The 10990-nt window shown below is 35.5% G+C and carries 12 protein-coding genes and 1 riboswitch; of the genes, 2 read left to right on the top strand and 10 right to left on the bottom strand.

Going from position 1 to position 10990, the window contains the following annotated elements:
* Positions 1-33: 33 nt before the first annotated feature.
* From ODR02_RS12670 to ODR02_RS12635, 8 genes are all read right to left on the bottom strand, one after another.
* The gene (locus tag ODR02_RS12670; protein ID WP_309512648.1) at positions 34-951 is read right to left on the bottom strand and encodes an alpha/beta fold hydrolase; all 918 of its coding nucleotides are present in this window, start codon (positions 949-951) and stop codon (positions 34-36) included.
* 42 nt (positions 952-993) lie between these two features.
* Entirely contained in the window at positions 994-1161 is a 168-nt protein-coding gene (locus tag ODR02_RS12665) for a hypothetical protein (RefSeq protein WP_209788005.1), read from the bottom strand.
* A gap of 103 nt (positions 1162-1264) precedes the next feature.
* A complete protein-coding gene (locus ODR02_RS12660; protein WP_309512647.1) occupies positions 1265-1816 on the bottom strand; it encodes a putative glycolipid-binding domain-containing protein in 552 nt (183 codons plus the stop codon).
* Positions 1817-1838: 22 nt separating this feature from the next.
* Positions 1839-2411, bottom strand: a complete 573-nt coding sequence (locus ODR02_RS12655; protein ID WP_309512646.1) for a Crp/Fnr family transcriptional regulator — start codon at positions 2409-2411, stop codon at positions 1839-1841.
* Positions 2412-2541: 130 nt separating this feature from the next.
* Positions 2542-2775, bottom strand: coding sequence for a hypothetical protein (locus ODR02_RS12650; protein WP_309512645.1), 234 nt, complete (start codon positions 2773-2775; stop codon positions 2542-2544).
* 102 nt (positions 2776-2877) lie between these two features.
* Positions 2878-3414 carry a GNAT family N-acetyltransferase gene (locus ODR02_RS12645; RefSeq protein WP_209788014.1) on the bottom strand — a complete coding sequence of 179 codons (537 nt, stop codon included), beginning with the start codon at positions 3412-3414 and terminating at the stop codon, positions 2878-2880.
* 17 nt (positions 3415-3431) lie between these two features.
* Positions 3432-3824: a VOC family protein gene (locus ODR02_RS12640; protein WP_209788017.1), complete on the bottom strand. Its 393-nt coding sequence runs from the start codon at positions 3822-3824 to the stop codon at positions 3432-3434.
* Positions 3825-3844: 20 nt separating this feature from the next.
* Positions 3845-4630, bottom strand: coding sequence for a hypothetical protein (locus tag ODR02_RS12635; RefSeq protein WP_309512644.1), 786 nt, complete (start codon positions 4628-4630; stop codon positions 3845-3847).
* Positions 4631-4732: 102 nt separating this feature from the next.
* On the opposite strand from ODR02_RS12635, the gene pafA reads away from it, so the two are divergent.
* On the top strand, positions 4733-6379 hold the full coding sequence (pafA, locus tag ODR02_RS12630) for an alkaline phosphatase PafA (protein WP_309512643.1): 1647 nt from the start codon (positions 4733-4735) through the stop codon (positions 6377-6379).
* Positions 6380-6440: 61 nt separating this feature from the next.
* Here the strand turns inward: pafA and ODR02_RS12625 are convergent, their stop codons facing one another.
* Together ODR02_RS12625 and ODR02_RS12620 are read right to left on the bottom strand one after the other, a co-directional pair.
* Positions 6441-7574, bottom strand: coding sequence for a tetratricopeptide repeat protein (locus tag ODR02_RS12625; RefSeq protein ID WP_309512642.1), 1134 nt, complete (start codon positions 7572-7574; stop codon positions 6441-6443).
* Positions 7571-9199 carry an AraC family transcriptional regulator gene (locus ODR02_RS12620; RefSeq protein ID WP_309512641.1) on the bottom strand — a complete coding sequence of 543 codons (1629 nt, stop codon included), beginning with the start codon at positions 9197-9199 and terminating at the stop codon, positions 7571-7573. The genes ODR02_RS12625 and ODR02_RS12620 overlap by 4 nt, the downstream gene beginning before the upstream one ends.
* A gap of 154 nt (positions 9200-9353) precedes the next feature.
* On the opposite strand from ODR02_RS12620, the gene ODR02_RS12615 reads away from it, so the two are divergent.
* Positions 9354-10667, top strand: a complete 1314-nt coding sequence (locus ODR02_RS12615; RefSeq protein WP_309512640.1) for a T9SS type A sorting domain-containing protein — start codon at positions 9354-9356, stop codon at positions 10665-10667.
* Between the two features lie 136 nt (positions 10668-10803).
* Positions 10804-10981: riboswitch (cobalamin riboswitch) on the top strand.
* Positions 10982-10990: the final 9 nt, after the last annotated feature.

Here is a 10990-nt window from a genome sequence, read left to right as displayed (position 1 = left end):
AAACTTAATATTTGTAAAATAGTCAATACAATATTACTTTGTAGTATTCACAAACTGACTGACAGCGTTCACAAACTCTTTATTTTTTTCATAGTATAAAAGATGTCCCCCATCAATGGATACTACTTTCTGATTGGGAAAACGGAAGGTTTTATAATGCTGAGTACCGACAGCTTTATCTTTTTTTCCGGTAATGATCAATACAGGAACAGAGATATCTTTTGTAATGGGAGCGTAATCTGCATAATATTCCGGGAAGTCTTTAGGTTTTGAGATAACGGCCATTCCGAAGTCGATGATTCGGGGATGGAGAGAATCAATCTTATCGGATTCTTTTATGGTTTCAATATCTTCAGTCAGAAATTTATATCCGATTCTTTTTTTCCTTAATGCACTGCTTATTTTTGAAAGTTCTAAGGTCAGACTGTCTTTAGGAACGGATTTGTTTTTTGCCTGTAGAAGACTGTTTCCGTATTGAATCTGTTCCTTAACCGATTCATCATTCAGGAAGTGGAGCGTGACATTGGCAAGGATAAGCCCTTTGGTATGCTGGGGATATTTTTTTGCATAACTGACCGCAATGATTCCCCCAAAGGAATGAGCAAGGAGAAAGATTTTTTTCAATTGGAGATGCTGTCTCAGTTCTTCTATATCCTGAATCATTTTATCGAGATGATAGTTTTCCGAAGTACCGGATGCCCCGGAACCTCGTTGATCCATATAAATCATCTGCATGTTTTTTTCCAGATGGTTTCCACCCATCAGTTCAAACGATGGATAGCCCTGTCCGGGACCGCCGGGAATATAAATGCAGGCTTCTCCTTTTCCGGAGACTTTGTACTTGATCTTTACGTGATCTGAAGTTTCATAAAAACCTTCGGAGTGATGATTCTGAGCTGAAATGACAGTCAGGGAAACGAAAAAAAAGAGTAAGAGAGCAATTGTTTTCATATCCTTATAACAATTATAAAGGACTGTTTATTACGCTGAATATTATTTAATTACTGAAATAGCAATACCCCTGTAATTATAATGAATACTATAGCCACCTTCTTTTTCAAAATCTTTTTGAGATGCTTCCTGTTGCTGTTTATAGTTGAGTTTGAAAATAAAAATTAACCTTATTACATTACCAATTAATCCTAAAAAATTGACATCCATATTTATTTTTATGCCTTGTTATAATGGGTGGAAGGGATCAGATTTTTACTATGAAAACAAGGACCGCAGATTTATCTCATCACTTATGATATTGTTTTATGTCTTAATGTTCTGCAATCTTTTCAAACAGTCTTGGATAATTGGTAACTAATCCTTTTTCATCCACTGAAATTTCTGCTTTAAAATCGGTTTCAATATTTTCATACAGGTATTTATTAGCCGCTGTTCGGGTGTATTGTTGCTGAACAGGTCTGATATGATGGTTTAAAACATCAATATAAATAACATCAATTTTTTTAGAACTGTTTTCTGAAAGTTTTAAGTTGTTGATTGGTAAAGTATTGGTGAATGGTGTAAGTGAGATATCTATGAATGGAAAATTACTGAATTCATGATGTACAGCATTATTGATTTCCCATTGATCCTGGATTCTTTTTCCTGTAAGTATTCTTTTCCTGTTATTGATTTCAGATTCGATTAAAAAATTCTGAACAATCCAGTTTTTATCAATGCTAATGGTATAGTTTACAGCGTAGATTTTATCTTCATAAGATCCGATGATTTTTGATGTTACGCTATGACTTTTATCATCAGATTGCAAATTAAAATATTCAAGAGACTTGAAAAGAATTCCTTGCCAGATCAGTGTTTTCATATATTATTTTGGATGTAATTCGTTAACGGGTAATTCTTCGTTTCCGGATTCTGCTTAATGTTTCTCTTGCTACTCCAAGAAATGAAGCCAGCTGAGTGAGCGAGACACGTTGCAGCATTTCGGGATGTCGGGTTTCGAGATATTCCAGTCTCTGTTTTGCTGTATAAAGTTTGAACAGATTCGAAAATTCTTCTTGTCTGGAAGCAAATTCCCGGATACAATGGCGGCCTAGTGTTTCAATTTCAGGTGTATTTTTAGCTGCTTCAAATAATTTTGTTTTATCAAAAATAATAACATGCAGATCTTCACAAGCGATGATATTAAATTCAGACTTTTGACCACTTCCAAAACTGCTGATATTGGTTGCTACTTCATTTTCAAAGAAAAATCCGGTGTTTTTTATGATTCCTTCTATTTCATAATAGCTCTTACAAAATCCTTTATCAATATAAAATAAAGCGTTGCAGATTTCACCTTCCTGTAACATCAGTTCATTTTTCCTGTAATTCCTTTCCGAAAGAGCAGGCTGAAGTATTTTCCAGCTTTCGTCAGAAAATAGGGTGAGAGATCTGATATATTTCAGAAGATTTTCCATGATATTGGAGTTTCTGTTTTTGCGAAATTAATGAAATTGCCGGAGAATGTAAGCATGTCTTGCCTTTGAAAAGGTCATAAAAAGAGCGGTAAAAACCGCCCTCAACAAAATTTTATCTAACAAAAATATTTTACATATAAACACATCCGCATCCTGTTTCCCATTCCTGGCACAGGCGCATAGGTTCGTTACATCCGGGATTGCTACCACCACCACCGGAAACCCTGTAACAGGTACCGTCACTACAATAGTAAGAGCCTATAGTAGGCGGACAATTTCCATCCATATCACATAATGCATAGGGAGTGTCACCTCCACTGATCAGTACAAGCTGATTCCTTTTAAGTCTTTTAAGGTTTTTCATAGTAATCAGATTTTAATTTGTTGATTACTAATGTATAAAATTTTTAACACACTAACAAGTGTTTTAACGTGTTAGAATTAAAAGAGGGTAAGATTTTGAGATTTATTCTACATCTAAAGTCATGAAAAGTGCGATTTCCTCTGCATTTTCATAGAGCCTTGTATTCAGTCCGGTAATAGTGAATCCCATTCTTCTGTAAAACTGTATCGCAGGATAGTTGGTATTTTGTGTTTCAAGTTCAATAACTCTGCAGTTTAATCTTCTGGCTTCTTTGATCGCACTTTTAATAAGGTTGACTCCGATTCCCTGTCGTCTGTGCTTTTCGTCAATCAGAATATTTTCAATATAAAAGCTGTTGTTCCATGTCCTGTGTTCACCAATAATCCAGCCTGCAAGTTTTTCATCAACAAAAGCACCGAAAGAATTTTCCTTTTCAATAATTGTATTGAGTTCTTCCAGTTCTTCAGAAGTTGTTTCCCAGGTTTTGGTATAAGGCAAAGACTTTTCTTTTAAAATAAACTCAAAAGAGCCTCCGGATTCTATAGATGAAACGATGTATCTTATTTCTGTTGTATAGCCGTTATGTCCCCATTCTAAACTTGGATTAGAGGATAATTTTTGTAATTTCTTTATTTCCACATCAAATTTTTTTAGACTTATTGAATTTCAGTACAGATTTCTACCAGATAATGATCAGGATCTTGGATATAGGCTGTTTTTTGTCCCCATGGTTTTACCGTGATATCTTCATAAAGAACAGCTCCGTTTTTTATGGCCTTTTCTACCAGGGCTTCAACATGGTCTGTGGTAAATCCCAGTTCTATTCCGAAAGGCTTATCCTGAGTTTTTGAGCTTAAAAATCCTTTTCTAATATTGGAATTCGCAAGACTGAGAGAAGCAAATGACAGCGTTGTTTCTCCTGTCAATAGCTCACCATAATCTTTTTCAGGGGTGATAAACTTTATTTCAGAACCAAAGGTGTTTTTATAAAAATTCATAGACTGCTCTACATCTTCCACATAGAGAATGACATATTTGAATTTGATCATAGGATTGAATTTAAATGGTTTTATTTTTTGTTGATGATATATTCTTCGTCTATCATCAGTTCTACATGAGGTCCTTGTAAAGGATACTCTTTGAAACTTCCGAAATGACCGAAATGAAGAGGGTATTTCCGGGTAATTTGACGAACTTTACTTCCAAAAGAATTCATATTAACCTTTTGGATATTCTCTTTTTTCTGCCTGCCATTGCTGAAAAACAGCATCAGGTTGCAATGAGCATTAAAATCAGAATCATGATAATAGAATACATGGAGATTTTCCTCCCGGCACATCTGTACTAAATCATTAATAAGACTTTGTTTATGCTCTAAAGGTAGATTACAGTCAATTCTGGCCGTATAATTTTCAGCATTACTTTTTTTTAAATCTGAACCCACCATCTGAATGAACCGGTGTTCTATATTTTTGAATTCTTCTCTTTCAGGAGGATAGCTTTTGCTGGATTGAAGGGTGAAAGGAAGGCTTGAATCTAATAGTATTGCATTTTCACGGATCAATAGCTCTTCAATCTCTACGGCAAACTGAAAGTGAAAATCAAAAAGCATATGGTCCCCGATATTGAGGATCAACTGATTCCCATCGGTATTGACATGTAGATAGGTTTTGTTAAAGCCTGATTTCAGTTCTTCCAGTTTCATCATAAAATCATCTGTATTTTTAACCTGAACTCTTGCTGCCAGCTCAGCCGGATTATCGGCATGGCCGCCATATCCCGGATAGAATTTGAAAAACGTAAAGTCATATAAATGATCCGGAAATTTGAAATACCAGTATATGCCTAAAATCATAGAAGATTGATTGATAATTGTACAATAATCAAATTTAAATAAAATTTCATACTCCAAAACTTTCAAAACCCTTAAATTTGTCATCAATAAAAATTTACTTGGATGCTTAGGAACATTTCAATTGCGGCAGCTACTTTATTGTCCGTAGTTACAATCAATGCACAGAAGAACAAAAATACTCAACTGGAAAGACCCAAATTAGTCGTAGGTATGGTAGTAGACCAGATGCGTTGGGACTATTTATACCGTTTTTATGGTAAATATGGTAATGACGGTTTCAAAAGACTTTTGAATACAGGATATTCTTTGAATAATGTACATATTCCTTATGTTCCTACCATTACCGCTTTGGGACATACATGTATCTATACAGGATCTGTACCGGCTATCCACGGAATTGCAGGAAACGACTGGACGGATAAGGAAACAGGAAAAGGAGTGTACTGTACTGCGGATGAAAGCGTTCAGCCCGTGGGAACCACCAATGTAAAAACAGGAAGCCATTCTCCAAAAAATCTTTGGTCTACTACAGTGACTGACGAATTAAGGCTGGCCACCAACTTTCAGGGAAAAGTAGTAGGAGTTTCTTTAAAAGACCGTGCTTCTATTCTTCCTGCCGGACATACGCCAAACGGAGCTTTCTGGTTTGATGACAGTACAGGAAACTTTATTACCAGTACCTGGTATATGAATGACCTTCCTCAATGGGTAAAATCATTCAACTCTCAGAATCTTCCTGAAAAATTAGTAGCCAACGGTTGGAATACTTTACTTCCAATCAATGAATATACGGAAAGTGCACCGGACAATTCGCCTTGGGAAGGCCTGTTGGGAAGTGCAAAAACACCTACTTTCCCTTACAGTAATTTAGCAAAAGACTATCAAACTAAAAAAGATAATATCCGCTATACACCTTTCGGAAATACGTTGACGTTAAAGTTAGCCGAAGCTTCTGTTGAAGGTGAAAAACTAGGCGGAGATGCGGTTACAGACTTTTTAGCCATCAACCTTGCCTCTACAGATTATGCAGGACATAAATTCGGACCTAATTCTATTGAAGTAGAAGATGTTTATATCAGATTAGATCAGGATTTAGCAGAATTCTTCAAATATCTGGATTCAAAAGTAGGAAAAGGAGAATATACGGTTTTCCTATCTGCTGACCACGGTGGAGCACATTCTGTAGGATTTCTTAAAGAACATAAAATCACTACAGGTTTCTTCGGGGAAGATGCTGAAAAGAATCTGAACCAAAAACTGAAAGATAAATTCGGAGCAGATAAATTGGTCAATGCCATTGATAACTACCAGGTTTATTTCGACAGAAAAGTATTGGCAGATAGCAAGCTTGAGTTGGATGACGTAAGAAACTTTGCCGTAAAAGAAATTGAGAAAGATCCTACTGTTTTATATGCTGTTTCTGTAGATAGAGTTCAGGAAGCGAGTATTCCGGAGCCAATTAAACAGAGAATTATCAATGGGATCAACAGACAGAGAAGCGGGGATATCCAGTTAATTTCTCACGATTCTATGCTTCCTCCATATTCTAAAACAGGAACTACACACAGTGTATGGAATTCTTATGACTCACATATTCCATTGATCTTTATGGGATGGGGCGTGAAACAAGGAGAAAGCAATAAAGAATATCACATGACAGATATTGCTCCTACTGTATCTTCTCTATTGAAAATTCAGTTCCCAAGTGGAAATGTAGGAAACCCGATCACTGAGGTTATTGGTAGATAAATTGAAAATTACAGATCATAAAAAAACATTCCTATCCGGAATGTTTTTTTATTTTCAGAGCTTATGATGTTCTTATCATTTGCTGTATCTCTTTCTGAAACTTTTTATTCTGTTTTCTGATTTTTATAATAAAGTATAAAAGGATAACGATAAAAATGCACCCCAGCAGAACAGATATAATTTTAATGTAGCGATAATAAGATTTCAGATCTTTACTTTTCAAAGCAGTTTCCTTATTGTGATTGTCAATCACCTGATTAATGGACTTCAGTTCATTCTGCTTTCTTTTGAAACGCATTTCCAGGTATTTTTTATTATACTGCTGATAGAGATTTTGCTGTCCCATAGCAAGATAATTATCAGCCAATTCTTTGTAAAGTCCTTCATTCAGAATAATATCTCCGGTATTTTTACAAAGGCTTTCAGCTTTTAGTAAAAGGCTTATGGCAGATTGATTTTCATGTTTTTGTTTATGGATTTCAGCAATTCCTTTCAGGGCAAAAGCTTCCAGACTTTTAGCATAATTCTTTCGGGCGAAGGCGATAGATTGTAAAAAAGCTTCCTGTGCTTTGTCAATTTGATTGAGATTAAGATAGCAATGCCCAATATTGTAATACACCACACTCATATTGGAATAAGTAGTTTTCTTCACGGGAACCTTTTCATAACTTTGTATAGAAATCAGAAATTTTTCCAATGCAATTTCTGAATTGGACTGGCTTTTATAAATCATTCCTCTTATGGCGTAGCTTGCAGCCGTCTCACTATATCTTTCTGGATTTTTGGCCGGAATTTTTGCAATATACTGGTCAGCTTCATTCAATGTTTCAAGACTTTTGCTGAAAAGTTCCATTTGCTGATACTGTATAGCCACTGAGATCAGTACTCCTGACTGGCTTTTGGGATCATTGGTTTTCTGGGAAAGTTCCTTTGCTTTTAAAATATATTTTAACGATTCTTCAAAGTTCCTTTTAGCAATATTGGCTGTGGAAAGAAGCATATAAAGATTAATAGAGGTCTTTACATCATGAGATTTCTTTAATAATTGTTCCCCAATTCTAATGGTATTATCAGGGTTGTCATAAATTTCAAGTTTAGCCTTTTTTATTAAGACACTGTCTGGTGTCTTTTGTGCTTTCGTAAAAATATAAAAAGCTATCAGCAGCAGTGATAGTATTTTTAAAAATAGTTTCATACGGCTTTAGTTTTACTGATTTCCTGAATATAGGCATTGGGAGACATTCCGGTGACGGATTTGAAAACAGTTGTGAAGGCACTGTGGGATGAAAATCCTGAATACTCTGCAAGGTAGCTCACTTTATAGTTAAGAAAAGCTGTATCACTTCTTAATAACTGTACAATGTGATTGATCCTTAGTTTGTTAATGTATCCGTTGAAGTTTTTTTCTTTATTATTGATAACTTCGGATAAGTACTTTGTATTGATTTCCATTTGTGAAGAAAGCATAGACAGTGACATATTTTTATTCAGATAGCGGTCAGATTTTTCAAATTCTTCAAGCTTTTGGAGGATTTCATCTTCTTTTTCCCTGGAGATTTTGGTAGGTCCGGAATCTTTTGCTGCTGCAGGAGTTTTGCTTATTAAATTAGGTTGAGGTTTCTGGCTGATCTGCTTTTCAAAGAAATCAAATTGCCTTTTTAAATCTTTATTTTTGCTTGTAATGAGTAAAAAATAGGTAAGCAGAGCTATAACAATTAAAGATAAAACGATAATCAAAAACAGGGAAGACCTGAGTGATATTTGTTTTTGAAATTCAATGTTTTTATTCTGGTTGGTCTCAACGAGTTTCACAAGATACCGTATTCCTTCTTTCGAACTTACATCTGTTTTTGTTTTTAAGTCAGTATAAAGTTTATTGTATTGATGGTATTTTGCATCATTATGAATAGCGTAGTAATTACGAGCCAGTGATTCGTAAATTTTAATTTTTAAATTGTTAAAAGGAAGGTTTTCAATCAATGCAAGCCCGGTTTCCAGCTTTTCAATAGCTGTTGTATAATCCTGTTTCTGGAAATAATACTGAGATAAGTTCTCATAAGCCAGCCCTAGCAGAAAAGGTTTGTTTTTCTGATGTTCAAGATCTGAAATGACACTTTCTATAAGGGATTTATATTCAGGGAGTTTATTTTGCTTCAGTAGGTATGAAGACTGGAAAATCCTGTTTTCGATTTTTAAGATTTTCTTCTCTTCATTATGACCTCTGAGGTATTGATTGCTTTTATCAAGGTTTTTCAATGCTGTTGGATAATCCCTGTTGATTCCGGAGTTCAAAGCCTGAAGCTGATACAGTTTTGCGGTAGTGACTTTTAAAGTCGGATCATTACTTTTAAGGAGCTTCTGATCAGATAAAAGATGAGAAATAATTCTTTTTGACTGGTTGTACAACCCCAGATTCTGATACTGATCCGCAAGATTATAATCACTGAAGACCTGCCTATCATAGGAAAGATCATTTGCCAGATTATTATCCTCTTTTTGAGCAAAAATATTCACAGACTGTACATAATCGCCCTTCATGGCAAAAGCTTGTGAAATAATATTTTGAAGCACAATTTTGTGTTCCGTATTCTGATCACTAACCAGAATTCCCTGGGTATAACTGATGCATTCGTCAGAATTCTGATAGAGCTTGAGAAATGCCTTATCGGCTAAAATAGTAAAGTCCGGACCGGACTGCCCATAGATACAATAAGAGCTGTAAATAAAAATAAACAGGAATGTTTTTCTGCTGTTTTGAAATAATTTTTGTTCTGGTAATTTGTTTTTTGTGTTTTTTTGAATAGTTCTGGTAAAATCCATATTCAAAATGTTGTTTTGTATCTGTTTGTTTATGAGTGTTTTAAAAATTAAATTCTTTTGAAATTCACGAATTATGAAAGCCTATTTCTTTGGATAGGCTAAATATTGTATTAATATTGTTTCCACCAATTCGAAACGCTAAATATAATAAAATATGAAAAATTTTTACAGAATGTCAATGAAAATATTGACGGCTTGTATTTTCCTAAAATTTTGTTTTGCAGAAGCGCAGCTTACTGTAATAGGTTTAGGAAATTATAATGTAGGTGCAGTTTCTGATAATGGAATAGTAAGTATGCATACCAGCGCAGGAGGAATTTATAAATGGAATGCAGCAGGAGGACTTGTACAGATAGGTTCTATTTCAAACGGATATCCGGCTGCAGGAAGAACTATTGTTTCGAATGACGGAACTAAAATATCATCTTCCATTACCAATACTGCAACAGGATTTAATGAAATATCAACGTATGATGTTGCTGCTGCCACTTGGGTAAACCGGGGCGGACTTGTTCCTACCGGATGGGACGGAAGTGTAAGCTCTACCTGGGGAATGACTACCAACGGAAATACAATTGTAGGGCTGGGGTTTCTTACTGCCGCGAATGCCCACGCTGTGAAATGGGATGAAGTGAACGGAATGGTAGATCTTGGAAGTATTGTTTCCGGACGCAGTTCAAGAGCAAATGCAATTAATGCAGCAGGAACAGTAATTGTGGGATGGCAGGATGAATCAAACGGTACGAGAAGCGGTGCAAAATGGCAGGATGGAGTAGAAAGTTTTATTACTGATAATAACGGGAATAATGTAGGGGAAGCAGGAGGGATTTCTGCAGACGGAAATACCATCATAGGAGCTGCAAATCCTAATCCCTATGTTTGGAATACTGTAAGCGGGCTCACGTATATCACCCATCCTAATGCTTCTTTCAGTTTCAAAGGGGGTGCAACAGGAATTTCTGCTGATGGGAAAAAAGTTATCGGATATTACAGAGCATTTGGTGCTCCTCCCATGTCCGGAGAAGGTTTTATCTGGACTTCTGCTACCGGAAGGATTAATCTGAATGATTATGCAGCATCCTTAGGAATTGCAACGAATGGGGTAACCATGGGACTTCCTCTGGCTATTTCACAGGATGGAAAGAAAATTGCAGGTTCAGGAACAAATGCTTCAGGTCAGATGATCGCTTTTTATCTGGATACTTCTGAATTTTTATCCGTCAATGACGCTGTAAAAGAGAAAAGCAGCATAGGTATTTATCCTAATCCAGTTGCTGATATTCTATATTTTAAAGGAACAGGAAAAATAGAGAACGCAGAAATTTATAATATGGTTGGACAAAGGGTGAAATCATTCAATGCTGTAGAAGGACAGATTGATGTTTCATCCTTATCAAAAGGAGATTATATTTTACAATACTCTGTGAAAGGAGGTAAAAAAGAGACTTATAAACTGATTAAAAAGTAACATATATAAATAGTAAAGTAGTGGGATGAATGGCTGTTTTCAATATTGAAAGCAGCTGTTCTTTTTTTGTTTCACCTCATAAGAAGACCTGCTTTTTAAGCATAAGTATGGTTTTGGGCGAATACATATAAAAAACTATCTTTGCAAAAATTTTGGTTTCCAGTATTTTGGAATGAAAAGGGAATCGGGTGTAACTCCCGGACTGTCCCCGCAACTGTAAATCGCAACAAAAGTTTCTGCAAAAAACCACTGTATAAAAACGGGAAGGAGCAGAATGCGAAAGTCAGGAGACCTGCCGGAATTATAATTAAAAAACATATTGC

The sequence above is a fragment of the Chryseobacterium sp. CFS2 genome (assembly GCF_036543225.1).
GTDB classification, from domain to species: Bacteria; Bacteroidota; Bacteroidia; order Flavobacteriales; family Weeksellaceae; genus Chryseobacterium; species Chryseobacterium culicis_A.
The sequence above is the reverse complement of the archived record's forward strand: the minus strand, read 5'-3'. Positions and strand labels throughout refer to the sequence as shown.

Excerpts from the sequence above, each read along its gene's own strand:
- ODR02_RS12650 (WP_309512645.1), bottom strand. The coding sequence starts at position 2,775 with ATGAAAAACCTTAAAAGACTTAAAAGGAATCAGCTTGTACTGATCAGT.
- ODR02_RS12620 (WP_309512641.1), bottom strand. The coding sequence starts at position 9,199 with ATGGATTTTACCAGAACTATTCAAAAAAACACAAAAAACAAATTACCA.
- ODR02_RS12615 (WP_309512640.1), top strand. The coding sequence starts at position 9,354 with ATGAAAAATTTTTACAGAATGTCAATGAAAATATTGACGGCTTGTATT.
- ODR02_RS12670 (WP_309512648.1), bottom strand. The coding sequence starts at position 951 with ATGAAAACAATTGCTCTCTTACTCTTTTTTTTCGTTTCCCTGACTGTC.
- ODR02_RS12625 (WP_309512642.1), bottom strand. The coding sequence starts at position 7,574 with ATGAAACTATTTTTAAAAATACTATCACTGCTGCTGATAGCTTTTTAT.
- ODR02_RS12640 (WP_209788017.1), bottom strand. The coding sequence starts at position 3,824 with ATGATCAAATTCAAATATGTCATTCTCTATGTGGAAGATGTAGAGCAG.
- ODR02_RS12635 (WP_309512644.1), bottom strand. The coding sequence starts at position 4,630 with ATGATTTTAGGCATATACTGGTATTTCAAATTTCCGGATCATTTATAT.
- ODR02_RS12655 (WP_309512646.1), bottom strand. The coding sequence starts at position 2,411 with ATGGAAAATCTTCTGAAATATATCAGATCTCTCACCCTATTTTCTGAC.
- ODR02_RS12660 (WP_309512647.1), bottom strand. The coding sequence starts at position 1,816 with ATGAAAACACTGATCTGGCAAGGAATTCTTTTCAAGTCTCTTGAATAT.
- ODR02_RS12665 (WP_209788005.1), bottom strand. The coding sequence starts at position 1,161 with ATGGATGTCAATTTTTTAGGATTAATTGGTAATGTAATAAGGTTAATT.
- pafA (WP_309512643.1), top strand. The coding sequence starts at position 4,733 with ATGCTTAGGAACATTTCAATTGCGGCAGCTACTTTATTGTCCGTAGTT.